Here is a 26,514-nt window from a genome sequence, read left to right on the forward strand (position 1 = left end):
CAGATCATACCCAAGCAGAAGTAAGGTAAGCGTTTTTCATTGAAAATGCAGGTAAAACTGTATGAATAGTAGGAAAGGCTGTACGAATTACAAGATTGCCCTGGCAACGGTTGGTCACCTATTCCGCCGTCCGTCCCGCAGCACTTTCACATCCCTATTCCTCGTCCTAGTTTTGAGCTTCAGGCCAGAGGCACTGTAGTACTAATTCAAAATACGGTAAAAATGAGGATCACTAAAACATGCTGTCTTCTGGGGGCACTGCTCCTGGCAACCCAAATCTCCGCCCAACGAAAGCTGTCCACCCTTGCCATTTCGGGTGAAAACAACCTACGGTACGCCTATACCCTTCCAGACGATTACGACCCCCATAAGGCCTATCCGGTGCTGATTGCCCCGGGCATGGGTCGGGACGACACCACGGTCAACCTGTTTTTCGGCCCCAGACCGGAGCAACACGGTTGGATCCTGATTGAATCCGTAGCACTTATCCGCGGCGCAAAGGTCATGCAAGCACTTCTGGATGAACTAAAACGCAACTATACCATAGAGGGCTTCCATTTCCTGGGCTACTCGGCCAACAGTGCCGGGGAGTTTGATATTGCCATGGAACTCGCTTCCGAATTTACCAGTGTAACGGGACTCCCCGGACATCCCCGCACCACGGATTCAAAAAAACTACAGCGGCTAAAATCCCTAAAAATTCAGTTTATCGTAGGGGAGAACGACAGCTGGTGGAAAAAACAGGCCCTAAATTCCCAGAAAACACTGGAATCGCTGGGTGTAGACGTGCGACTCCAGATCGTAAAGGATGGGGGGCATATCCTTAGGCATTATGCGGGCGCTCCGCTGTTTAAGATACTCAACACCTTGCGCTAGGGGGTCTTCCGTTGTTGGACTAACCGTTGGTCACATCATCCGTCGTTTACCACAAGCGCCTTTCCGCACCCCTTTTCCACACCTACTTTCGTCCGTATTAATCTTAAAATCACAAAAACATGAAACATCTAAAAATGAAAAAACTCCTAACTCTTTTGTTCAGCCTCTTTCTGGGCAATGCGCTCTTTTCCCAGATTAGTCCGGCTGCTGCGGTAAAGGCCTGGGACAACATGACCACCATGGTGGTGGAAACGGCCAAGGCCATGCCCGCCGAACACTACAGCTATAAACCTACGGCAGAGTTGCGCGATTTCGCGGAACAAATGGGCCATACCACAGGGGCCAACTATCTGTTTGCCTCCGTGGTCGGACTCCACACTCCCGATCCCATGCCTACTTCGGAAAGCAAGAACAAAGATCAAGTAATCAAGGAACTCCAGGCCTCTTTTGCCTTTATCAAAGGGGGGATGCAAAAATTGACACCAACTCAGTTAAATGAGGAAATCGATTTTTTTGGCAGTAAAATGCCCCGTTTGCAGGCCATTCTAATCATGACCTCCCACCTACAGCGCGAACAGGGGAAAAGCACCATCTATACCCGACTTAAGGGCATCGCTCCCGGAGGATCGGCCGGATGGTAAAGGCTAAGCAACTCAATTGACCGCTTGCACAGTGGACTCTTTTGCGAAACCGGCGGAAACAATTTCCCTTTGTACGACATACTCCTTCCCGTCATAGCACAGTTTGGAGTTGCCGATGGAAATTTTTTCTGCTGGTTTGATTGTATAGGCCCGAATCATTTCGGTATTGGGATTGCCCGGAAAGTTAAAATTCGCCTTAATGGCCAGGGTAATGTCCTTTTCCGTATCCTGCACCGACAGCTCCAGGGCGTCACCACAGGAGGAAGCCCGCTCTTGTATACTGAGGTGGGAAACGGCTTCCTGTCCGTACAGGTCCCCATGGGCGTCAAAACCCCCGTTGCTGTCCGTAAAGAGCGCTTCGTAAATTTCTATATAGGACAGCTCACTGATGTCCTTCACAACTGGTTCAGGGTCGGCGGAAGTTTGTTTTGTGGATTTTGCGTCCTTGCAACCAAAGGCCAGCAAGAGCAAGAGTAAGGCTATGTTTTTGGGTTTCATTGAAAATGGGTTATGGGTTGCAGCGATTTGCAAAACACTATTTTTTATCCGGACCATAAATTATCTATATTTTTGGAACAATGCCCGTTAAAAGCCCTCCATATTATTCAAAATTACCGGTATCCCTGACAAAAATGGTGCTGGCAGGCCTTCTTATCAGCCTGTTCTTTGTAATAAAGGCCTATGCCGATCATTTGATCAATCAGTACAATTACCCCTTTAGTTGGCTTCTTATCACCCTAAAAATAAGCATAAACTACCTTTTGTGGGTCGTTTTAACACCTTGGGCATATTCTTTAACAAAACAGCTCCAAAAACGGAAAAAAAATACCGTCTTCACCCTGCTTATGGTACTTCTGGGCAGTGTGTTGCTCGCCTTTGTCCACCAACTGATCGCTACAAGGGCCAATGATTTGGTCTACTTTTTGGAAAGCGGATATATGAAGGCCTTTCTTGGCCATAACAACCTAGTGGCCCTCAGTATTGGCAGCTTCTCCAGTTTTATAGAACTGTGGGTCATTATTGCGCTGTTTCTGGCCCTGGATTATCAAAAAAGGTACCTGCACAATCAAAAAGAACTGATCGCTGCCCAGCTGACCAGCCTACAGATGCAATTGCACCCCCACTTTTTGTTCAATACGCTGCATTCCATCTCGGCCATGATCGATATCGACCCGAGAAAGGCACAGCGCATGCTCACCAAAATGGGAACCCTGATGCGTACCCTCCTGGAAAATGATGTGGAACAAATGACCACGGTGGAAAAGGAGCTCCAATTTATCAAGGATTATCTGGAACTGGAACAGATACGCTATGCGGACAAGATGCGCGTGCAATACGACATTTCCCAAGAAGTGCTTCCGGCCCGGATTCCCAATATGATCTTACAGCCCTTGGTGGAGAACGCCATCAAATACGGTATCGCCCCGGCCATGGAGCAGGGTGAGATCCATATCGCCATCCAAAAGGGGAGCAAGCAGGCCTTGGGCAGTCCGCATATGGAGGTAAAAATTTCCAATAGCTCGGAAGGGGCCGCCCCGAATGTCCCAGGGACAGGCCTGGGGCTTAAAAATGTGAAAAAGCGGCTGCAAGGGCTCTACAAGGATGAGTTTCTCTTTGAATCCCGTTTTATCGGCCCGAACCACTATGTGGCGCAAATAGCCCTGCCCTTAAACACTAGGCCATGAAACTGAGATGTATTATCATAGACGACGAATATTTGGCCCGACAACGCCTGGTGAAGCTGCTGGCCGAGGAAACGGAGGTGATCATTGTGGCCGAATGCAAAAACGGTGCGGAGGCCCTGGAAAAAATTGGGCTCAAGGAGCCCGACCTTATCTTTTTGGATGTGCAGATGCCCGATATGAACGGCTTTGCCGTCCTTCAAAAACTCAAAAAACTGCCCTACGTGATTTTTACCACCGCCTATGACACTTATGCCTTAAAGGCCTTTGAGATCAACGCGGTGGATTATTTGTTAAAACCCTTTGACGAAGAACGCCTGCGTATCGCGCTACAGCGCATGTTTGAGCTTAAGCGAAAGGAAAAGGCTTCGGTATTGGAAGCCAAGATCCAGCAGCTTCTAAACACGCTTTCCGAAGAAGAGGATACCTATAGAACTTCTTTTGAAATCAAGAAGAATGGACGTGTCCTCTCGGTCCGGACGGAGGATATCGTCAGTATCCGATCCAGCGGCAATTATGTGGAACTGTTTACCGAGGAAAAGAAATACCTGTTTAGGGCCACCATGAACGCCGTGGAAGGCGAATTGGACCCGTTCACCTTTCTCAGGGTGCACCGATCTGCGATCTTGAACAAGCACTATATACAATCCTGTGCCTATACGGGCAATTCCGAATATAAAGTACGGCTAAAGACGGGCGGGGAGGTGGTTTCCGGTAGATCGTACAAGGAAAAGGTCATCGCCTTTTTGGACCAAGGCGAAAATCCGGTGTAGGAAGCATACCGGTTCAACACAGATTCCGCCCCTAATCACATTCTATTTCTTCCTTAGCGGTGTTGGCCTTAGTTTGTTCCCACAAATTGAAAACAACGATTATGGGAATCAAATGTATCCTTCTGGCCCTGTTGATGGGCCCATGCCTGGTTCAGGGGCAGGCCAAACAACGACTCATTTTTAATTCCGATGTGAGCAGTAGGGATTCCGAGCTCTACAGCATCAACGCGGATGGCACTGGGCTGCGGCAACTTACGTTTGATGCGGTTTCCCGCCGAGGGAATGACGGGGGGCAAGTGTCCCCTGATGGCAAATACATCACCTTTGCCACGTATAAATACGGGGGATGGAAGGTGGCCCTGGCCAAATCGGACTTCACGGGGCAGAAAAAATGGACGAAGGGCCCCCAATACACCTGGGGCGCTGCCTGGGCGCCCAACAGCAAAAGTCTGGTGTACAACAAGGTAGCTACCAAATCCCCGCCCTACTTTGATGGGGATGCCGAAATTTTTAGGATGAACCTGGACGGCAGCGGCGATACCAACCTAACACGGACTAAAGGCCTGGACCATAGCCCAACTTGGTCGCCCGATGGGAAAAAAATCGTGTTTTTTTCCGATAGGGACGGGAGCCTCGATATTTTTACCATGGACCCGGATGGGCGTAATCAGGTGAACCTCACCAATACCCCCGATATTGATGAATTTGCTCCTTGTTGGTCGCCCGATTCCAAAAGGATTGCCTACCACCATATGCCAAAGGGCAAGGGCAAACGCTACATAGATACCTATTCCATGGATGCCGATGGAAAAAACCGGGTAAACCTGACCGGGAACCAAAGCGCCAAAAGGAACCTCTACACTCCCTACTATCCAGGGGCGCTTCCCATCTATGGCTACCAAACGGCCTGGTCGCCCGACGGCGGGGAAATCGCCTATGCCTCACGTAGAACAGGGAACTTTGAACTGTTTTTGGTCAGGGCCGATGGCCGTGGGATCCGCCAACTCACCACAAACGGGGGCATCAATATGTATCCCCATTGGGTGGATTGAGCTTCCCTTTTAATGCCACAGCTACAGGCGATTTTTAAAGCGGTCCTTCATCGGACGCAAAAAAATAATAGAAACATTACCATTCATACAGAATACTCCTCAAATTATACAGAATTTACCTCAAGGTAGGGTGGTATATTGTATCTTAAGCTTTGGATATTTGAGGTGCCCATTTAAGAATCCCGACCCACACGAATAGCCCAAAGACCAAACCACCTTATTCACAATTGAGTTAACGCAAATCTAGGTTTTACCTGTACCGCAAGGGAAGGGTTGCCCGGATGGCGAGTGAATTTTAGTTCCCCAAGTTTTATAAAGTCAGTTAAACATGGTTAAATCTACGTATGTCAGCGGCTAACGGAGTATGGGAAGCACCACAGGTATTCAAGGTTCCTGATCAAACAAGATATGATAGGAGTGGCGCAAATATGGTCGTGGATAAGCGCGGACTGTTCGTGCTGCATTCCTTTCTTCTGCGTACCGGCAAGGTTTTGGTCTTCTGCGGCCATGTAGAAAGCGCCGATTTTGGCGGAAACCCTACGGGTGCGGTCACTTCAGATTACCGAGGGGTGAGTTATGTCTTTGACCCCAACAATCCCGGAGCAACCATGACTCCGAAATATTTCCCAACGGGACTCGATCTGTTTTGCTGTCATTACGTTCAAATTCCGGACGGACGGATCCTGGTGGTCGGGGGATCTTTGGATTTTCACGCCCATGGCAGCGTAGGGGCGAAAAACATATGTTATTTTGACCCCACTACGGAACAATGGACGCTAAGCAAAACGGGCTCCAGTACCAATGAGATGGACCAAGGGAGATGGTACCCTACAGCCGTACTTTTACCAACTGGAAACGTGGTGGTGTTCTCAGGGAGAAATGCCGGGATTCCCGAAATCAATTCGGCCGGTGAACCCGTTTTTAGGGATTTTAGAACCGGAGACCCTGCTGCTGTTCCCATGGTCGCCGGAGTTCCACAATATGTAGATGCCGGTGGAAATAGCCTTCCCTTGAATCTTTTTGAAGTGAGATCGCCAACTGGGGTACTTCGATTTCGGGTACCGGCACATATCAGTGCCCCTGGGGCAGAGCCGCATGTTATGGTAACTGATATTTCTACTCCCCGCAATTTTTTTTTCTTTCTGGAATCTACCTTGCAGGTATTTACCGCTACAGTAGCTGGAGGAGTGCCCACTTTTACTTTGGACCCAACACCAATAGCGAACCTTACCGCATTGAGACAGCGTGGTTACGATATTTCGGATAAGGTGGAGTTGTTATCCGCACCTAATTACTCGGCAAGAGAGGTGACCGGGGCAACATTTCGATTGCCCATTTACCCCGGAATGCATTTAAGCCCAAACGGAAAGATTTTCTTCACCGGAAGCAATTGGGGGCAGGAAATCGATAATCCGAATACCAGGGCACTAAGTGTCAATGAAGCTGCCGTATCCGGTTCATGGGATACCTTTGGGGGTGGGCTACGACCCAATCAACCCAACCGCGAAGAGGGGATGAGCGTGCTATTGCCGCCAGCACGGGACGGAAAAATACTTTTGTTCGGGGGCTCTTTAGCTTTGAATGCCTCCGGAGGCCCTATTATGCAAACCTCAGGAAATGTTGGATTTAATAGAATAAACAGTGCCACAGACCCCAAAAGCGCTGAGATCTTGGATACCTTGGCCAGTCCTCCTACCTGGACCCCGACTACCAATACGCTTGCCCATGGAAGAATCAACGGGCATGGGGTGATATTGCCAGACGAAACGGTGCTCATTGCCGGAGGTCACGATAATTTTAAATGGCTTAATACCGGGGCCGGGACAACACCTTCCCGAATTTGTGAAATCTTTGACGGCACAACGTTTAGGCCCGTAGCCGCCTTGACGCATCCTAGAATGTACCATTCCACTGCCTTACTGCTCCCCGATGGCAAGGTAATGGTTTCCGGGGGAGCAGATCCCAATGATCTTGAACCCGCTTTGCATCAAAACCCCAATGGTACCCCCAAACGATTTACACCACCTTTTACGAACGCTGCTGGTCAGGAACAACCTTATCCACAGTCGTGGAACGGACCTACCTATGGCGTTATAGACGCTCTCGGAAACTATACCTCCATGGCACTGAATAGGAAGGATTACGAAATTTACCAACCGCCTTACTTTTTTAAGGGCCCACGCCCAGTCATAACCGATGTGCTAAGGAACGGGAGCTCTACCGGCCAGGTCTTCTACGACCAGCAATTTGATATCACCTCACCGGATGCGGCAAATATTACCAAAGTGGCTTTTATACGTCCCGGCGGGCCTACGCACCACACCGATACGGAACAACGGTACGTACAACTCGATTTTACCTTGGTTTCCGGCAAACTCCGGGTGACCGTGCCAAACAATAGAAATTTGGCGCCACCGGGGTACTATATGTTATGGATCATGAAAGATGCAGCGCCGCCGCTTACGGGCTTGGTCCCTTGTGACCGAGCCAAGTTTATCCAATTGGCCGAACCACCTCCGGCGCCCGTTCCTACCAGTACCAATGATGACGACTGTATTATAGCAACTACTACCTTGGGATCTGCCAATCACGAAATGGTGCTTTATTTGCAGTTGTTGCGAAGGGAACTAAAGGCGGCTTCCGCTTTTGGAAATCGCTTTATCCATACCGTGAATAGGGTCTATTATTCCTTTAGTCCGGCTTTGGCCAGGATCATTGCCAAGGATGAAAGGGCCAAGGCCACTGTGCGTATGCTCGTCGTCTTGCCCACGGTGTATGTGATCAAACACACAGAAAGACTTGTCAACCTTTTGGTGCCTCCTTCAAAGGAGAAAACGACCTTAATGGTTTTGTTGCTTATCGATTCACTCTTGGGAGTTGTTCTTTTACCGCTTCTATTGGTGCTTACCCTGTATTCCATCCTCCGTCAGAACCTCATAAAAATCATGCGTGGATAACTCTGGAACCATAGAAAAAATTGCACTGCAACTCACCAATGCGCTTACCCCGCTCACGGATCGCTTGCAGCACAAAAGGGTATTGGATGTTTTTGCCGAATTCGGCCTGGTACTCCCGCAGACCAGCGTTACACCGGCCTTGGAAAATGCCATACAGCAAACAGCGGCTTCCGCCGACGAATTGAAGAATCTGGTAGAGGCACTCATCGCCGCCGTACAGACAGAGGATTTTGAGGGCATGCTCACCAAGGCCCTTGAACTGATCCAGCAGATCAAACTGCTGATCGAATCCATTGCTACCATTACGAATGAAATAAATTCCATTGGTTTTACAGGAGGCCTATCGCCTGCGGAGTTTACCCAATTTATCAACGAACTCCCTGGAAGGCTTGCAGAAACCCTGATCGTTGAACATATGGAGGGGTACTTCCCCTTCTTTTATAGACTGTTTGAACTCTTCGGACTTATTACCCTGGAGCGGAAGAATGTAGGCGATACCGATGAATTACTTCCGAACTATGTGGAGAAAAAATTGCACCTGGATCTGCTTACCGATTTCCTTGATAATCCGTTGTCTATTGTGGAGAACCTGTATAAATGGGGCACCAACAATCTGGAGGCAGAACTATTGATCAATCGGTTGTACTATTTATTTCAGTCCCTAGGTGTTCCCGTAGCGCGGAAAACGATTGCCGATGGGGACAGGCCGGCCTTGGAATGGATGCTGTTCAGCTTGGCCCCTACCAAAGGTATCAATCCGCCGGGCCTGGAAGCTACCGTGATGCTGGATCTTACGGAAGGGTTTTCTTTTCGGATACCCATTTCCGAACAATGGAGCGTTGACATTGGAATTTCCTTGCCCATTGAGGCCTCCGCCGGTCTCCGCTTGCTACCTCCGGCCCAACTGTCGCTTATTCCCCTAAGTGGAACACCACAAGGCGAAATGACCATGAAACTGGTCAGAACGGCTGCCCCGGGCGAAGGCAATATCGCTATCCTGACCCTGGGCGGCGGAAGTGGAATTTCTGCAAGGGAAATAGGTTTCGGGGTGTCCACAGCCCTGTTATGGGATACCGCGGCCAATGAAGCCAAGGGCGAATTTGGGATGGCGGGGAATATTGTGGGCGGTAAAGTGATTATTTCTACCGAAGGTTCTGACGGGTTTATCGCTTCCCTATTATCTAACCTCGATGTTGATGTCGACTTTGATCTGGGCTTTGGATGGAACTCCGGAAGTGGCTTTTTCATTACCGGAAGCGGTTCCCTGAACATAGAGCTGCCCTTGCATGTTAATTTGGGCCCTATAGACATTAGTGCCATGGTATTGAGCCTTGGTTTTGAGGACGGGGCGTTTCCTATTGAATTCAGCACCAATATCAAGGCCGAACTCGGCCCCCTTCAAGTAACGGTAGAGCAAATAGGCGCTTCGGCCAAGGTTACACCCGTTTCCGGCGTACAGGGAAGTTCCGGGGTGGTAGATCTTGATTTTGACTTTAAACCTCCCAACGGGCTGGGCCTTTCCGTAGATGCCGGTGCGGTAAAAGGAGGAGGATATCTCTTTTTTGATTTTGACCGTGAAGAATACGCCGGGGCCCTGGAACTGGTCTTCAGTGAATGGATCGCCTTAAAGGCCATTGGGCTGGTTACGACCCGGATGCCCGATGGGTCCAAGGGCTTTTCCATGATCATTATTATAACGGTGGAGTTCGGAACAGGCATACAATTGGGCTTTGGTTTTACCCTTCTGGGCGTGGGCGGACTGCTGGGACTCAACCGTACCGTACGGGTGGATCCGCTTGCCGAAGGGGTACGAACCGGTTCCGTGGAAAGCGTTATGTTCCCACAAGACGTTATCGCCAACGCACCAAGAATCATAAGCGACCTTAAACAGTTCTTCCCAACGGCCAACGACGCGTTCTTGGTGGGCCCTATGGCCAAAATAGGCTATGGGACCCCTACCTTGGTGAGTCTCTCCCTAGGCGTAATATTGGAATTCCCGGATGTATACATAACCATCCTGGGGGTCTTAAAGGTGGCACTGCCCGACGAGGACGCCGATATCCTGCGATTGCAGGTCAACTTTATCGGTCGTATAGAACCTTCCAACAAACTGCTGTGGTTCTACGCCTTTTTGTACGACTCCCGAATTTTGTTCATTACCCTGGAGGGCGGAATGGGCCTCTTGGTGAATTGGGGCGATAATTCGAATTTTATCGTCAGTGTTGGGGGCTTCCACCCCAGGTTTAGTCCACCACCCTTACCTTTCCAGGAACCCCCAAGGATCGCGGTTAACATCCTTAACGAATCTGCCGCACGGATCCGTATTGAAGGTTATTTTGCGGTCACCTCCAATACGGTACAATTTGGTGCCAGGGCGGAGCTGTATTTTGGTTTTAGTGCCCTGAACGTGGAAGGCCATCTGAGTTTTGATGCGCTGTTCCAGTTTGACCCCTTCTATTTTATTTTCGAGTTCTCGGTCGGACTTTCGGTCAAAGTGTTCGGTTTTGGGCTGTTCAGTATTTCGATCAGCGGACTGTTGGAAGGTCCTTCGAAATGGCATATCAAAGGCAAGGCCAAATGGAAGATTACCTGGTTGGGTCCAACCATCAAGATCAATATTGATGAGACCTGGGGCGAAGAACGTCAAACCGAGCTACCGCCCATTGAGGTATTCCCATTGATCGAAAGGGAATTTGCGGCGATTACCAATTGGGAGGCCATCATTCCTGCCAACAAAGGGATTCTGGTTTCCCTAAGAAAACTGGGCGAACCAGAGGCTGCCGAAGCCGATAGCGGCGAACCGGATACCAGACCCCTTGTACTGCATCCCGTAGGCAAACTGCGGATTAGTCAGCGTAAAATGCCGCTCAATCTGGTATTGGAGAAATTCGGGAACCAGCGTCCTGCTGATGTCAACAAATTGTCGGCCACTGCCGGTATCCAAAACGGCCCGAACCTGGGCACCACGGTAATCCAGGAGAAATTTGCCACGGGCGAGTTCAAAGATCTGGACAACACGAAGAAGTTGTCGAGTCCGGGTTTTGAGCTTTACGAGAGCGGTATGGAGCTTAGTGTGGAAGGCGACGATCTGCAGACCAGCCTTGGGGTAAAACGCATCATTCGTTACGAGACCGTCATCATAGACAATAATTTTAAACGTTTCTTGATCAGTTTCCTAAGTCCGTTCCATGTAGCCTTTACCGGGCTGTTTACCGCCTTGTTCGGTCATTATCTGAACGGCAGTTCGGTCACCAAATCGATCATATCCCAGCATTATAAAAAACAGATCAACGGCAACGGCCAGGGTATTTCGATGCAACCAAACCTGTACAGTGTGGCCACGGTTGCCGACAACAAACCGATACAGGACGGTGATGAAAACTACATGAGCCACTTTACGAGTTGGGCAAGTGCCGAGGATTACCGCAATGAACTGGCCAAATCGGACCCCAACAGTCTTGAAGAATTCCACGTGATTCCAAATACAGAAGCCAATACAGCAGCATGAGTGAACTAGCGACATATACGTTTTTACCCTGGCTAAGAGAGGGAATTGCCAATCAGATCGGTGGCGATTCAGGTAGCAGGGCCACCATCCCCATTGACGTGACCATTCGCGGTGATAAAACCGAGGGGGGCGGGGAACTGTCCCAAGTGGTATCCAAGGAAATACAACTGTACGGTCCTGGTGATATCGTAGGCTTGGACCAAAAGGCGATCATAAAGGTCGAGCCCAGGAACGGAATTGCCAATTTTGAGCCCAATTACCTGCCCTATATCGATTTCTATGATGAGGACCTGCCCTGGCGGTATTCGCCCATGCCCAATCCGACCGACCATCGGTTACTGCCTTGGTTGGCCCTGGTGGTACTTAAGGAAAATGAATTTGAAAATGGCAAAAATATCAAGGACCGGCCCTTATCCTATATCAGTCTTACCGATAAGGCCAAATTGCCACCTCTGGCCCAATCCTGGGCCTGGGCCCATGTGCATGTAAACCGGAACATTGTGGGCGACGACATCCGCTCTACACAGACCAGTGCCATTTCTTCCGCCCTCAAGGACGTATTGGATGAAAACCCGGATCTTTCCTACTCCAGAATCGTATGTCCAAGGAAATTGGAGGACAAGGCCGCCTATCACGCCTTTTTGGTACCCGTTTTTGAAAGCGGACGTTTGGCCGGACTTGGTAACAACCCGGAAACGGTTGCTTTTGATGCGCACGCCTGGGATGCGGGCAGTTTGGCCGTAGGACATCAGTTGCCCTATTACCATCGTTGGTTTTTTAGAACGGGCACGGTGGGCGATTTTGAATATCTGGTCCGGTTGTTGGAACCCAAACCCATCGACAGTCGGGTAGGGCTCCGCGATATGGATGTACAACAACCCGGTGCCAACCTGCCCGGAATCCGGGATGAGGCAGCCACTCCGGAGGCCGATAAATTGAACGGAATTCTAAAGCTGGGCGGTGCCCTGCGCATTCCGGACGCATTCTATGGCCCACAGGAACTACAGGAGGTTAACAAATACAGGGATTGGGCAGACCCCGATGACCCAACGAAATATCCGCATAAGTTCCAGGAGAACCTGGCGGCCTTTATCAATCTTACGGACAGCTACGAAACCACCGATGCCCAAACCGTGCACGGTAATGCCACTATTGAACAGGAAGTGACCGCCAACGAACCGGAAACGGAGTACGACATTAAAAATAACCCGGACCCCTTGATTACCGCGCCCCTGTATGGAAGGTGGCATGCGCTTACCCAGCGTCTTTTAAAGGAGCGCGACAACAGTACGGATACCTCGCCCAACGATAATTGGATACACGAGCTGAACCTGGATCCGAGGTGGCGGGTGGCCGCCGGATTTGGAACCAAGGTAGTCCAGGAATATCAGGAGGATTATATGAAAGCCGCCTGGGAACAGGTCGGGGACGTATTGGAGGCCAATATGCGCATAAGGCAGGCCCAGTTGGCTAAAATGGCCGCTACGGCCTGGTACGGGAACCAACTTACCGGCATGCAAAGCAAAAAGCCCGATAAATGGATGAGCTTTACCGCTCCGGTGCACAACAGGGTCTTGAGCGAAGGTCAAACGGTCTTCTTCAAAAAGCGGGAGAGCACACTTACTCTGGCACCCACCTCCAATAAAATGAGGCAGTTGCTTAGACCAAGGGGAAAATTTGCAAAAAGACTGCCCTTTACCGAAGACATCGGACTCGATAATTTGATTACCCGGATCAATGAGGGCGATGTAAGCGCCGCACCACCCAAAGAGGCTCCGGAAGGTGCTCAAAGCCCTGAAGACATTGCAGAAGCCGTTGAGCCGGGCACAGCGCCCAACTTTCTGAAGGCGCTATTGAAGGCCTATCCCTGGATGAAATGGATCCCACTTGTTCTTGCGTTGATCCTCTTCCTTGTGCTGTTGTTGTTCCTGCCGCTTTCAACGGCCATTGCCGTTGGCGTAGTGGCAATCGCCATATCGATTTACCTATATCGCCTCTTGGACCGATGGTCAAAAGCATTGGAAAATGCGACGTCCATCCATGAAGAAAACCAGACCCCGGAATCGGTGGATGAGCTTCCCAAAAGCCCCGATTTTAGAATTTCGGACCCACGGGAAAATTTTACTCCTTCGATCGGGGGCGTGGATAGCGAGGAAGGCACCCGATTTAAAACAGCTTTGAAGGATGTGAACACCTTGATACAGAATGACAGGAAACTAGGAGTGCCCAAAGCACGGATACCCCTTAAAATAGGTGTGGTAAACCAAGATGTTTTTGACAGTATAAATCCGTCGGTCAGCATTCCGCGTTGGGTATATGGCAGTGTGTTTATCCCTCCCTTTATCCGTTTGCAGCTCAAAGAACGCTTTGTTGAGGCCATGGCCTATCCCAAGTTTGATCTGCCCATGTACAAGCCCTTGACGGAATATTCCTCCGAACTGTTCTTGCCCAATATCAATTTTATAGAACAGAACAGCATTTCGATCCTGGAGACCAACCAACAATTTATTGAAGCGTATATGGTGGGCTTGAACCACGAATTTGCCCGAGAGCTGTTATGGCGCGAGTATCCTACCGATCAACGGGGCAGCTATTTTAGGCAATTCTGGGAGGTAAGTGGTTTTATGGATACGCAAACCATTACGGTAGCCAACCTGACCGCACGCTATAAGAAAATATTGGATGATCGTAACATGCCCGATCTGCGCCCCAATTACGATCGCTTGCTGGACACTTCCGATCCCAAGGACGAAGCTTTTTTAAGGGAGGCCCATGAAGCCATACTCAAGGAAGAACTCAAAGATATTAAGCCCTTACATTATTGGAGCAAAAATTCGGACTTGGGCGATCATGACAATCGGGAACTGCCCGGTGAAAATGAAGAGGAAGTAGTACTCGTTATCCGGGGCGAACTCCTTAAAAAATACCCAACGGCCGTAATCTATGCCCATAAGGCTGTTTGGAAGGATGAAAACGGAGATCCGGTCTTGGACCCAAGCCAGACCATAGACCGAACACGGGAAAGGACCCTTGCCCCCATACCCGAGGGCCAAGAGGAAAACCCTCCCCAAACCATCGTTAAATCGCCCCTGTACGAGGCCAAGGTAGATCCTGATATTTATTTCTTTGGGTTCGACCTTACGGTTTGTGAGGCCAAGGGCGGTACGGGCAAGGAAGATGATCCTGTAAGCGCACAATGTGCACCGGAGGTCAACTGGGACGACCCGGGCTGGTTTTTTGTGATTAAGGAAAGGCCGGGTGAACCGAGGTTTGGCCTCGATATCGCAGATGAAGATGCAGGTCTGGATACGGTAAAGATATGGAACGACCTGAGTTGGGGCCACATCACGCCAGCAGTAGCCGAAGGGGATTTTATACAGATCAACAACGATACCGATGAAATACCGCTTAAACCCCTGGCGGTCGACAACAGTGAGGACGAGAAGTTGATACAAAAGGGAGAGGATGAAAACATTGTATGGAACAAGGAAATGAACGCGGCCGAGTTGGCCTATGTACTGTATCAGGTACCGGTACTGGTGGCGGTTCATGCGAGTGAAATGTTGCCCGATATTCCGACCCAACCCTAAAAGCCAAAGGAATCATGTCTGAGTACAACAAAACAAAAAACGAATTAAAAGCGGCCCGTGAAACGAAGCACGATGCGGAAAAAAGCATTTTTCTGGCAGGTGAACGCCTAAAAAAGCTGAAAACGGAAAAAGAAAAGCTGCTTCGGGTCTTTGGTCCGGACCACAGTCGGGTAAAACAGATTGTTACCGACGAACAGGCCTTGGGCACCCAAATTGTCAATGAGAAAGTACTTCTAGACGAACACCGCAACCTGGAAATCGGTGCCATCGCAAAATTTGATGCGTTTACGGATCCACGGAAGCATATTGGGCAATTTAGCGATGAGCTGCCCATTTTGCTGTTTCCGGTCCGTTTGGAGACCCGGTTCAAACGGGTTGAGGTGGATAACAATGTGTTCCGAAATCAACTATGGGTGCGGATCTTTCCCGATGAATGTTCGGTAGATACTTTTGAAAATATCCCTTCGGAAGCAGAGATCCTCAAGGCAAAAGACTACTGGATGAGTGTATGGAGCACCGGCACTTCCAATGAGGACGAGCTGCAAGATTTCATCGAATCGGGCCTTAAGGGAGCTTGGCGGGCCTTGGCCAATCATTTTCAAGCAGGGCGCGCGTATTGGATCATCCAGAACTACGGCCCCTTGGCCATGGAAGACCTGCCCGTCAGAGTAGATAAAGATGAAATTATCCTTTGTATCGGTGTTGAAGAATTGCCGGTAGCGGCAGAACAGGACGCCCTTAAGGCCTATTGGAAAAAAATATGGCTGGCCGGTGACAATCTGGAGGATATCAACCAGGCCAATGCTGACTTGATCATGGCCGTTTCGGGAGAAGAACGCGCCGCCGAATTAATGGCCTCCTATGTGCCCTTTAACCTACATGATCAAAAAGTGCCCGACGAAAACCCTCCAGAGGTCAAGGTGAGCTTCGTTCAATTCCCCAAGACCGATGAAATGGATAGCAAACAGTCTTCTTGGTCGCAGGCGGCCAGCGTAAGGACGTTGCCCGAAAAGTTTGTGCTATTGGGCTTCCAGGGCAAGGATGACGAGGGAAATCCGATCAAGGTGCTTGAAGAATTGGGGGGCTTTATTCCCGATCCGCTGATCATAGGGCCCAACCCTTCCCTGGATTCCAACGACCTCTTGAAACAACAGTTGATCGCCGACTTCGGCGCGCTGACCACGGACCAGGCAAGAACCCTTAAACTGGCGGAATATTACGATAATTTAAAGGATAGGATACGGGCAGAAAAAACAGAGGCCGCATTTATTGCCGAATTTCAGGCCTTGGTGGATCCCGAAGCTGTGGAGACCTGGCTTGGACAAGTTTTTGAGGATTTCAAGGACGAAATAAAAGCGGCACAGTATATCGACTACCTTAGTCAGCGATCTGAGACCCAATGGCTGTTCGACTTTGAAGAGGCCGTGAAGGTGGGAATGGGATTCAAAATAGACCTTAGCCGTGAACAATATGCCCAGGGTTTCGATCGCCTGTTCGTCATGGGCGTAAACCTCAGGGAAGATAAGACCGAATCACAAAAATCCCTCGAAACATTATTCCATAACCATCATTATGGCAGTAGCGGCTTCTCCATTATGCCGCAGGGAACACCTACCAACAACACCGAAAAAGAAGATTCGGGCTTCACGGAAAATGAGGATACCGAAACCACCTTTGAACGCTATATCGCCCAGAAGCAGACCGATGACCCCGATGATTCCCTAAGCAAAAAGGACGGTAGGTGGTTGAGCGATCTCCTCGGCATCGATCCCACGGCGTCCTCGCTTAAATTGGCCGCCCATTATTACCATACCGATCAATGTGAGGCCAGGGCCATGAATACGGCCCTTTGGAACGCTACCATCGGCTATTTTATGGAAAGCATGATGACCCCGGTATTCGATACCGGACAAGAACGGCTGGCACGTGATTTCTTCATAGATTTCATAAGCGGGAGGGGAAGCCTTCCTGCCATACGGATCGGGGACCAGCCCTATGGCATCCTGGCCATCGGCAAGACCAAAAAACCAGAATGGTTGTTCGACAGAACCGGGAACAACCTGCTCGCCAATAGCAAATATGGGAACTCCATTGCCCTGCTTCAGCGCCTGAGCGGCCTTTTGGACACCGTCAGGAAGGATTTTATAAAACTTCAGGAAGAGGTGGCCTATGTGGGCAAGGAGGGAGACCCGCACCAAAACCTATTGAACGTGTTGGGCCTGCATGCCACTTCGGTACAGTTTGATCAGCGGTATGCAGAGAGTTTTGCCCATTTGTTCAATAAGCTCAACATGAGCGGCCTGGGCATATTCATAGCCCTATTGATAGAAGGGGCTTATAAAAAAAGAGGTTTGGACCTTTTAAAAAAATTGGGATACGTGCCTCAGACCGGCGATAATGAGGAAGATCTGGTGCCCATCTTGGAAAAGTTCTTCCTTACCCAGCCCAACACCCTCAACAAACCCTTGATCGATGATGTTCCCTTGTCCGAAGAGAAACCGATCCGGGCCTATACCACGCCGGAAGGAACCGATACCGAGGGCAAGAATTATATCCATTGGTTGGTGGAAAATGCCGCAGTAAACCTCAATACCATCAAAAGACAATTGGGTTTTGCCGATAAGGCCCCCACCGCCCTGCTTTATCAAATGTTGCGTCATTCATTGACCCTGGAATTCTCCAATACGTCCTTTAATCTCTATGGGGAGGCGGGTATTCTCAGTGTCAAGGACCTTAAAGAGGCAAAGATCGATGACGATTTTATCGGGGTAAAAGTGGGGCAGAACGGCTTTGAAAGTAAGTTCGATTACTTGGAACGTCCTGAACCGCGTATAGTCAATGAAGATATTACTGTGGCGAAACACATCTCCAACCTTATCGCGGAAAATATCAGCCTGGCCAGTACGCTCGATCTAAAAGCAATGCTCAAAGCCCTTGACCACCTGAAGGATGTTCCTACGGCTAGGCTCGAAAGGGCATTCGTAGAACATCTGGACTGCTGTTCCTACCGTTTGGATGCCTGGTTGCTGGCCTTTTCCAACATGCAGTTGACCGGGATGCGTTATTGGCGAAATGCACAGGACGAGACCGTCAAGGAAGGTATTTATCTCGGGGCCTATGGCTGGGTAGAAGACCTCAAGCCCGATCCGGAGCAATTGGCCCCGGCTCAATTGCCCGAGGAACTACAACCTATTTTCGACCCTGATGATAGTCGGCAAATTGTTACCGATAGCAATAATGCGGGCTTTATCCATGCCCCTTCCATCAATCAGGCGATTACCGCTTCGGTACTGCGCAACGCATATATTACCGAGGCAAGTCCGGAAGATCCGGAAACCTATAAGGTCAACCTGTCCTCAGAGCGTGTACGCATGGCCATGGCGGTTATCGAAGGGATGCGCCAAGGGCAGAGTCTGGGTGCCCTGCTTGGCTATCAATTGGAAAGAGGCCTTCATGACCGCTACGCGGAAGCCGAGGTGGATATCTTTATTTATGAACTGAGAATTGCCTTCCCGCTTAGGGGCAATCAACTTAACGAGACCTCGCAAAATGAAGGTGATATCGAATCAATAACGCAAATAGAAGCGAGAAACGTCGTGGACGGTCTAGCGTTGGTAGAACACGTACTGGAAACCAAAAACAATGCATATCCCTTCGGGAAAGACTTGAGGTTTGCCAATGAACCCCAATTTGCCGACCATCGCAAAATAGTCAATGAGGAGGTGGCCCGTCTGTTGAATATCAATGATGCGGTCGCCGATTTGGGTATCGCCGAGAGTGTCCATCAGGTGGTGCAGGGAAACTATGATCGGGCCGCGGGAACCATGGATGCCTTTAGCAAAGGAGGTTTTCCCCCAACACCGGATGTCGTGCGCACGCCTAGAAGCGGAATCAGCCTCACCAATAGGGTAGGCATACATCTGGAAACCGGTATCACCATAGCCGATCCCTTGACCACAAAGGCCAGGGTGGTCGCCGAACCGGCCATTGATGCCCTGCTTGGCGAATTGCTTCCACCCATGTCCGAGATACATTGCCAATACAGCTATCGATCTCCTTCCTATGAGGGGGAAAATACCAATCCGACGACTACCGCATCCGTCTCCATGCAGGATCTGGGTCTGTCGCCGATCGACCTGCTTTACCTGGTAGATCTGGACAGCCAAAAAAACCTTACCGCATTGGACGAATATATTTTGAAAAGGGTATATGAGACCGATACGCCCAGGCCCGATGTTGAATTTCAGATTCACTATACGCAAACCTTCGTAGATCGGATAAGCCTCTTTGAACTTGCCCCCTTGTTGCGAAATCTAAGATCGCTCATCCTTGCTTCAAGGCCGCTTAGGCCCAGTGATATCGCTTTGCCCAATGAGGCCAATGAAGCAACGGATTCCAGTGGGTTCATCCCTATGGACAGAATTGATGATGCCTTCGATAAATTCAAGGCAAACTTTAAGGACGCTACCGATTTGGATCAGGGCATCGATCTGGCTTCGGACCCTTTTCTGAACCATTTTGATGAGGAGGATTTTGAGGTGACCATGGCCAACAAAGATGCTATCATCGGTGCCATTGATGCCTATGTTGACCTTTTCGGCCAACGCATGTTCAGCCTGAGCGAATTTGGCATAAAGCAGGCGGGCTTTGGGTTTATCTATGATAGAAAGGCGGCCATTTACAAAGCCATTTACGAAAAGGTCTTTGCCTACAGAAAACGTTGGGCGGAAAAAATAACGGCCTACAACCAATTGATCAATACTGACTTAATAGCGCCTTCCCTGGATGAGGAAGGACAATTGGAAGTACTCAAAAAGGCCGAACGCCTTATTTCCACCACCTACACTGTTCCGCTGCCACCACCGCCCAACGCGGTAGCGGCCTACCAAGCCATCGTGCAAGGCAAGCGCGGCGAATTTGATGGCAAGTTGGCCGAGATCGATGCTTGGCTCAATGGAAATTTCATCGCGATCAAAGATTTGATAGGCGAGTTGAACAAGCTCAGAACTGGGGTTGGCTCCGCCAGTGGAAAAAGTCTGACCGACTTTGATCTGCTTACCATCGATACGGATGATGCCGAACGGCAAGCGATTATATTTGGCGAAGACCTAAAACTACAGGCCGTTGCCTTGAACGAAGCGGTAAAGGAAACCGCGAAAGTGGCTCAGGCCAAAATAGACGAGGGCAATGTAGAGGTCCTGCCCTCAAAAAAGGTAAAATTACTTACCCAGGCCATGCAGTTGTTGTTAGGGGAAGATTTTAAGATTGTGCCCGAGTTTGGACTACCCGCGGTCCAAGGGGCCGAAATAAAAAAAGCCTACGACGATAGTGATATCTTATTGAAGTACCAAAAGGACACCCTGGGCACCGATTTCCCGGTGGATGATTGGTTATATGGGGTGGCACGTGTCCGGGAGCGCATGGGGAACTGGGAGAATACGGTCATGCATTCGGAGGCCTTTAAGGACACAACTTTGGACCTTAGACCGATGCAATTGCCCTATAAAAACGAGGATGTGTGGTTAGGACTTTCCTTTCCCGAGAGTTATGTTATCGAAGCCGATAAATTGCTCTATACGGCCTATATCAAAAACCTGGACCCAACAAAACCCGTGGCCGGACTGCTTATAGATGAATGGACGGAGGTCATTCCCACACCTACGGAAACCACCGGCCTTAGCTTTCAGTACGATCAGCCGAATGCAGAACCGCCACAAAGCATGTTGTTGGTCACCCCGCACACCTTCAAGGGGCAATGGCAATGGCAAGATGTGGTGGACAACCTGCACGATACCTTGGATATGGCAAAACTCAGGGCCATTGAGCCCACACAGATCGATGCTACACCCTATGCCCAATTCCTGCCCGCCACCGTTTCGGCGGTTACCGTACACCCGTTTATGACCATCGCCATGAACTATGCACTCAATAACAATATAACCTTAAAAACCGTGGACAATGGCTAAGTTGGTATTAGATCAGGTCGGAAATGTCGTAAAACCGGTAACACAATATGTTCCTACCATTACGCTGTGGAACCGTTTGGAAGGAAGGCCAAGGGCAGAAAACTTTGAGCGCGCCCTAAAGGCCGAAATAAGAGATCCGCTATGGATGCTTTCCAAACAATGGCAGACCGGGGAGTTTCGCGGCGAAGATGCCGGCTCGGCCATCATGGCCAAGGTGCACATCAAGACCACGGCCCTGACCAAATATCAGTCGGCAGTGGACAAGAGTTCGGTCTTTGATAAGGAGGTGCCCCTAGAGGTAAAGGTCGAGAACCAGGAAATACCTTTTAAGATTGGCGATCAGGAGATTTCCCTCGATCTCAGATTGCTCATGGGAAGACAATGGCTAAAATTAATGGCAAGGGAAGCACTCAATTTTAAGGTCGATTATATTAAAAAATACGCGTTTACCCTACCCAGGCCCGAGGACAAGGATGATGTACAGCGCTCCGCCCATCAAGAAGTCTGGCAAAGTTTTGCGGCCGTTTCCAATGTCCTAAAAGAGGCTACCCAAACAGATCCCGTGGAAGAACTTCGCCCGGATGACAAGCAGCGGAACTGCATGGACGGTTACCAGCTGTATGCCTATTTGGCCGAAGACCCGGCAAACCATGCCTATGACGGGATTACCGCCATCAATACCGTGACCCTGCAAGATCAGATCGATACCCTGGCCGTGAAGTTCGTCAATTGGTTCGAAGCGCTCTATTATCAGCCCATTAAAGAGAAAAACCCCTCTTGGAAACCCGCTTATCTCGAATATCAGTTCGCCTGTTCGGCTCCGGAGAATGGGGACGAAAAGGTATTTGTAGCGGACGAATATTACCACGGGCATCTCGACTGGTATAATTTGGATATCCACAATGAAAAAGAATCCTTGGCGGAACCCGATAATCCTGTTCCCGCAAGTTCGGTACAAAACGAGCTGACCCTCTCCTTTCTTCCTTCCCCGGTTACTTTTGGGGGCATGCCCAACAATAGATGGTGGACCTTGGAAGACTGGAAGACAAATCTGGGCAATATCAGCCCCAGTACTACCGATATTAATCAATTGATGGTACTGGACTTTGGACTGAACTATGCGAACGATTGGTTTATGTTGCCCTTTACCCTGCCCGTGGGCAGTATTTCCAAGGTGGAAGGGCTGATGGTAACCAACGTTTTTGGGGAAAAAATCTGGGTGGAACCCGCTGGTGGGGGAGGTGATGAGGATTGGGAACGCTGGAGCATGTTCCATTTGAACATTAGGGGAAAAGAGGACGTTCCGGCAGATCTTAGCGTATTACTGCTTCCCGCACTGCCCAAATCGCATGAGGGAAAACCGCTCGAAGAAGTGTATTTTCTTCGTGATGAGGTGGCCAATATGGTATGGGCTGTGGAGACCCGGATTCCCCTGGCGAACGGCAGCAGCAAACACGGCAAGGAAGCCGGTATGGAAACAAGGTCCAAATTCAGGCAATTGTTCGCAGAGGAAGCAACTGGTGCACCGCCCCCGCCCCTGGTACCTACCGAGGCCAAAATAAAATATCGTGTGGTGAACACCGTGCCCGAACATTGGATCCCCTTTATCCCGGTACACAAAGACGATGACAAACGGGAAATACAGTTGCAACGGGCTGCCATGCCACGCGTATTGGAAGAAATGCCTGATGGTGCGGTTCCCAAAAAGATAGAGCCGCGTACCTCCATGTTGCGGGAAGGGCTCGATCAAGAAAATAGGGTGGCCTACTACCTCAATGAGGAAGAAGTGCCCAAAGCGGGTATAAAAGGATACAAGGCCTTTCAGCGGACCCGTTGGAAGAACGGCAAGGTGTTTACCTGGATAGGTTTTAAAAAGCACACGGGCCGAGGAGAGGGCAGGAGTGGCCTCGCTTTTGATCAGATCATTCCCAAGATCAGTCGCAAGGAAGAAGAAACGCCATAAAATATAGGACTGGCAAGACAGTCCGCAGGAAAATTCAAAACGATGAGTGTCGTCATAGCAAGCAACAAGCCGGAGGAGTGGGCCAAATTTTCAGAGGCCGGTATCGATTTTATCCCGGACCCCATGGTACTGCGCACGGCAGAATTGTTTTTTAACGGCCGTCAAGGCTGTATGCGTTTGGGGATAGATAGCGAGGCCGTTTGGAAATCGATCCAGTTGAACCTCGATGCCCTCCTGGCCTTTTTTGATATTCTGATGACGCGGGAGAAAATTCCATTGATCCAATACTGGCTCACCTTTGAATCACCGGATAAGTCTTTAAAGGAACTGCTCGATTCCATGGTGACCCCGGTCACCGTTGACTATATGCTCTATGCCGATATTAAGGGGAATGCCATGCAAAACCTTCGGAATATCGATTTCAAAAGATTGCCGACGGCCATGTTTAAGGACATCACACAGGAGTTGGGCAGTTATGGACATGAATGGAGGCCAGAAGTGGATTTGGACATTCCCGAGACCTGGAAGCGCACGGCAGAGTTCCTATTGGGGGGCTTTATTTTTAGCGGATATGCCCAGGCAAGTCAAAACGACCATATCATTCAAAGCAAGAGATCGCGATTGTACACCGAATTGTTGGTGCCGGAGGATGAGGAAACAAGATGGGGCTATCAAAAAGAAAAGGAACTGTTTGCCGCCTTTGCCCAATACTGTGGAGCCAGGGGAAATACCACGGTGAATGAGTTCAATTTTGCTCCCAACATCCTGCCGATCTTGCTCAAACAATATGCGGACAAGGGCGGTAGTCCACTGCATCTACTGGAAGAGGCATTGCTTTTTCGGGAAAACAGGATAGGGGAGTCCTATAGAACGTGGTTTCAAAAGTTACGAAGGGCATGGGAGCTAGGCGAGAACAACACGGCTGCTAAGCGGGAGGTGTTACAGGTACAGACCGAATTGGAGCAGAAACTTCAGGATAAACCTAAGAATGGGGAACGGATCGTAAAAGCTGAAGTGGAGGCGAGCGTGACCAAAGTGCTAAGTTTTAAGCTGTCCAAGGACATCTCCTTTGCGGCGATCAACCAATGGATCCGGGGATGGTATATGAAAAACCTACCGATCAACCAGCATAGAAAATTCATGTACCGCATGTACTTGGCAGAGGCCGATTATGCACGCTTGGATAAGGCCCTTAAAACACTTTGGTGGAATAATTAGCTAGGAGTAAGCCGACGTGTCGGCCTTCGATTTCCGCAGAGGGTAGAACCAACTTCTGAAATACGCTATTTACATAGCTTTTCTGTGAGATAGGCTTTTATTCCCACAAAAAGATGGCCTTATGGTTGGAAAAAGTCAGTTTCGTTCAAATGGCACTACATAGGACCAATCCATACCAATGCAAACTAAATTTTAAAAATTCTGTACAGAAATCAAATCCCCATCATAACTGTTTATTTGTCCATAAAGTACCCAATTTTCATCAGGAGAAACGGTCAGCGCCGTATCAAAAGTTGGGATGTATTTCTGTGGGGTTAGTATTTCCTTATGGACTTTCGTTTCAAATCCATAGTGCATAATCTGTGAATTCTGGGGCGTACCAGAGTTTCTTTTTATGTAATAAATCCCACTCGATATTACCTGCCAATTTCCGTAGTCCGATGCTACCAGATCCTCTAGATATAAAGTTTCCTTTTGGCTAGCCAGTTCCATCTTCCATATCCCGTTTTGATTAAACTTTGTATAGAAAATGCTTTTCCCATCAGGAGATTCCTGCACATAATAACCGCCCTTTGAAGTAATTTGTACAGGTTTGTCCATTCCATCCAAAGCTTTCTTCCATATTTGCCATGAGCCGTTTCTGTCCGAGGTAAAATATATCCAATCCCCATTTTTGGACCAACGGGGAGCGAGGTCATTTCCTTCGTCATCCGTAAAGCTAAAGATGTTCTCAGTATCCATATTTTTAAGATAGATAGAGGTGGCTCCCCCATGTCTTGAATCAAATGCAATCAACTTGTCGTTTGGAGACCATTTTGGGTTGCCGATAAGGGAGGTTTTGAGGGAGGTGATTTTTTTAACCTGTGGGCTGTCCAGGACCTTCACCCAAAGGTCATAACCGCCAGATCGGTTAGAAACAAAGACGACTTTTTTACCATCTTTTGAAAAACTGGGATGAAGGTCCCATTTGGTCGATTCAATTCTTGGAATGTCATTTGACAGCGTATCGTTAATTCTCGATGTCCAAATGTCCACGCTTTGTGTCCATTTTTCCAATACCAAGCGGTTTCCATTAATCTCGGGATACTGATAATTTACTCCTATCGGAACCATATCCACCTCTTTATTTCTTATACTGCCTTCCCAAATGGAAACACTTCCACTAAAATTCGAGGATAAAATAAACGAACTATCTGTTTTCCAATCAAAACCAAAAACACTACTGCCCAAGGATGTCACTTTCCTTTCCGATCCACTGGCCAATTCCAAAATTAGGATGTCCTGATTTCCTTCGCCAATTGTTCTTATAAAGGCCAAATATTCCCCGTTCGGGCTGTATCTGGGATTGCTGTCACCATAGACATTTTGAGAGGGATTTGTCAATTTTACCCGTGCTCCGGTATCCAACGAATAGGAATAAATAGCCGGTTGATTGGAAATAGAATCATTATCTGTATAGGCCAGGGATTTTCCATTGGAAGACCATGCCAATCCGGCAACCGAAGCTTTTGTTCGCATCAGTTCACGTTCTTCGCCACCATAGGTGGAGATTGTGCAGATAGTGACCACCCCTTTAGTGTTTTTATAATAAGCAATTTTATTGTTCTTGGGTGACCAGGCAGGAGCTAGAAGTGGATGTTCAGAGCGTACCAAAACTTTCAGCTTATCGCCGCCAAACGTTTTAGTGCATATTTGATACTCCGTATTCTTTTTTCTGACAAAAGCCACCGCCTTGGCTTCTGGAGAAACCGTGGGATGGTACTCCCAACCAACCAAGGAGGTAAGAGGTTCCAGCTTATATTTTTTTATGGGATCGGCTACTTTCTTAGGGGAACGATCAAAGGTGTACAAGAGTGTCATCACAGCAAGCAAAACAAGCACCAAGGGTAAAACCACCATTGGTTTTAGAACGGAAACAGCGCGTACCCTGCCTTCCCCGTTTTTTACAGCTACGGCAAGACGGTATCCTTTTTTGGAAATGGTTTCAATGACGGATACCTCGGCATTTTTTGTATCAAGAATCCTCCTTAGTTCAGAAATAGCACGGGTGACCACCATATCCACCACAACGGTATTGCCCCATACTTTATGCAATAAAATTTCTTTGGATATTACCTTTCCCTGGCCCTGAACCAGGACCATAAGCACTGCCATGATTTTGGGCTCCACCTTCCACTCCTTCCCGTTTGAAGATATTTTATTCAGAAAGGGCTGAATCAGGTAGTCACCGATATAAAAACTCTCGGACATAGAAATACCAAATTATTGATTTTCAATTTTATAAAGAT

Annotated in this window: 13 protein-coding genes; 11 read left to right on the plus strand and 2 right to left on the minus strand. The window is 49.0% G+C overall.

Annotated features, from left to right (window positions below):
* Window positions 1-222: 222 nt before the first annotated feature.
* On the plus strand, window positions 223-876 hold the full coding sequence (locus ACRD67_RS11725) for a hypothetical protein (protein ID WP_430967339.1): 654 nt from the start codon (window positions 223-225) through the stop codon (window positions 874-876).
* A 119-nt stretch (window positions 877-995) separates the two neighbouring features.
* On the plus strand, window positions 996-1,517 hold the full coding sequence (locus ACRD67_RS11730; protein WP_430967340.1) for a DinB family protein: 522 nt from the start codon (window positions 996-998) through the stop codon (window positions 1,515-1,517).
* Window positions 1,518-1,529: 12 nt separating this feature from the next.
* Here ACRD67_RS11730 and ACRD67_RS11735 read toward each other — a convergent pair whose 3' ends face one another.
* Complete coding sequence (locus tag ACRD67_RS11735) at window positions 1,530-2,015, minus strand: hypothetical protein (protein ID WP_430967341.1); 486 nt, start codon at window positions 2,013-2,015, stop codon at window positions 1,530-1,532.
* A gap of 80 nt (window positions 2,016-2,095) precedes the next feature.
* Between ACRD67_RS11735 and ACRD67_RS11740 the strand changes: the two genes are divergently transcribed.
* From ACRD67_RS11740 to ACRD67_RS11780, 9 genes are all read left to right on the plus strand, one after another.
* Window positions 2,096-3,202 (plus strand): sensor histidine kinase, encoded by a 1,107-nt coding sequence (locus ACRD67_RS11740; protein WP_430967342.1) that lies wholly within the window; start codon window positions 2,096-2,098, stop codon window positions 3,200-3,202.
* Window positions 3,199-3,972 carry a LytR/AlgR family response regulator transcription factor gene (locus ACRD67_RS11745; protein ID WP_430967343.1) on the plus strand — a complete coding sequence of 258 codons (774 nt, stop codon included), beginning with the start codon at window positions 3,199-3,201 and terminating at the stop codon, window positions 3,970-3,972. The genes ACRD67_RS11740 and ACRD67_RS11745 overlap by 4 nt, the downstream gene beginning before the upstream one ends.
* A gap of 101 nt (window positions 3,973-4,073) precedes the next feature.
* Window positions 4,074-5,024 carry a TolB family protein gene (locus ACRD67_RS11750; RefSeq protein ID WP_430967344.1) on the plus strand — a complete coding sequence of 317 codons (951 nt, stop codon included), beginning with the start codon at window positions 4,074-4,076 and terminating at the stop codon, window positions 5,022-5,024.
* A gap of 344 nt (window positions 5,025-5,368) precedes the next feature.
* The gene (locus ACRD67_RS11755) at window positions 5,369-7,981 is read left to right on the plus strand and encodes a galactose oxidase early set domain-containing protein (protein WP_430967345.1); all 2,613 of its coding nucleotides are present in this window, start codon (window positions 5,369-5,371) and stop codon (window positions 7,979-7,981) included.
* Window positions 7,974-11,489: a DUF6603 domain-containing protein gene (locus ACRD67_RS11760; protein ID WP_430967346.1), complete on the plus strand. Its 3,516-nt coding sequence runs from the start codon at window positions 7,974-7,976 to the stop codon at window positions 11,487-11,489. Before ACRD67_RS11755 ends, ACRD67_RS11760 begins: the two co-directional genes overlap by 8 nt.
* On the plus strand, window positions 11,486-15,079 hold the full coding sequence (locus ACRD67_RS11765; protein WP_430967347.1) for a hypothetical protein: 3,594 nt from the start codon (window positions 11,486-11,488) through the stop codon (window positions 15,077-15,079). The genes ACRD67_RS11760 and ACRD67_RS11765 overlap by 4 nt, the downstream gene beginning before the upstream one ends.
* Before the next feature lie 14 nt (window positions 15,080-15,093).
* The gene (locus tag ACRD67_RS11770) at window positions 15,094-21,045 is read left to right on the plus strand and encodes a hypothetical protein (protein ID WP_430967348.1); all 5,952 of its coding nucleotides are present in this window, start codon (window positions 15,094-15,096) and stop codon (window positions 21,043-21,045) included.
* Complete coding sequence (locus tag ACRD67_RS11775) at window positions 21,038-23,008, plus strand: hypothetical protein (protein ID WP_430967349.1); 1,971 nt, start codon at window positions 21,038-21,040, stop codon at window positions 23,006-23,008. The genes ACRD67_RS11770 and ACRD67_RS11775 overlap by 8 nt, the downstream gene beginning before the upstream one ends.
* Before the next feature lie 42 nt (window positions 23,009-23,050).
* Window positions 23,051-24,226 (plus strand): hypothetical protein, encoded by a 1,176-nt coding sequence (locus tag ACRD67_RS11780; RefSeq protein ID WP_430967350.1) that lies wholly within the window; start codon window positions 23,051-23,053, stop codon window positions 24,224-24,226.
* Between the two features lie 192 nt (window positions 24,227-24,418).
* Here ACRD67_RS11780 and ACRD67_RS11785 read toward each other — a convergent pair whose 3' ends face one another.
* Entirely contained in the window at window positions 24,419-26,476 is a 2,058-nt protein-coding gene (locus ACRD67_RS11785; RefSeq protein ID WP_430967351.1) for a winged helix-turn-helix transcriptional regulator, read from the minus strand.
* Window positions 26,477-26,514 lie beyond the last annotated feature (38 nt).

This window comes from Eudoraea algarum (genome assembly GCF_050589645.1).
GTDB lineage: Bacteria > Bacteroidota > Bacteroidia > Flavobacteriales > Flavobacteriaceae > JBNGOQ01.

What these genes read in the sequence shown, in the direction of transcription:
- ACRD67_RS11745 (WP_430967343.1), top strand. Translation starts at nt 3,199, where the DNA reads ATGAAACTGAGATGTATTATCATAGACGACGAATATTTGGCCCGACAA.
- ACRD67_RS11765 (WP_430967347.1), top strand. Translation starts at nt 11,486, where the DNA reads ATGAGTGAACTAGCGACATATACGTTTTTACCCTGGCTAAGAGAGGGA.
- ACRD67_RS11750 (WP_430967344.1), top strand. Translation starts at nt 4,074, where the DNA reads ATGGGAATCAAATGTATCCTTCTGGCCCTGTTGATGGGCCCATGCCTG.
- ACRD67_RS11740 (WP_430967342.1), top strand. Translation starts at nt 2,096, where the DNA reads ATGCCCGTTAAAAGCCCTCCATATTATTCAAAATTACCGGTATCCCTG.
- ACRD67_RS11785 (WP_430967351.1), bottom strand. Translation starts at nt 26,476, where the DNA reads ATGTCCGAGAGTTTTTATATCGGTGACTACCTGATTCAGCCCTTTCTG.
- ACRD67_RS11735 (WP_430967341.1), bottom strand. Translation starts at nt 2,015, where the DNA reads ATGAAACCCAAAAACATAGCCTTACTCTTGCTCTTGCTGGCCTTTGGT.
- ACRD67_RS11780 (WP_430967350.1), top strand. Translation starts at nt 23,051, where the DNA reads ATGAGTGTCGTCATAGCAAGCAACAAGCCGGAGGAGTGGGCCAAATTT.
- ACRD67_RS11725 (WP_430967339.1), top strand. Translation starts at nt 223, where the DNA reads ATGAGGATCACTAAAACATGCTGTCTTCTGGGGGCACTGCTCCTGGCA.
- ACRD67_RS11770 (WP_430967348.1), top strand. Translation starts at nt 15,094, where the DNA reads ATGTCTGAGTACAACAAAACAAAAAACGAATTAAAAGCGGCCCGTGAA.
- ACRD67_RS11775 (WP_430967349.1), top strand. Translation starts at nt 21,038, where the DNA reads ATGGCTAAGTTGGTATTAGATCAGGTCGGAAATGTCGTAAAACCGGTA.
- ACRD67_RS11755 (WP_430967345.1), top strand. Translation starts at nt 5,369, where the DNA reads ATGTCAGCGGCTAACGGAGTATGGGAAGCACCACAGGTATTCAAGGTT.
- ACRD67_RS11730 (WP_430967340.1), top strand. Translation starts at nt 996, where the DNA reads ATGAAACATCTAAAAATGAAAAAACTCCTAACTCTTTTGTTCAGCCTC.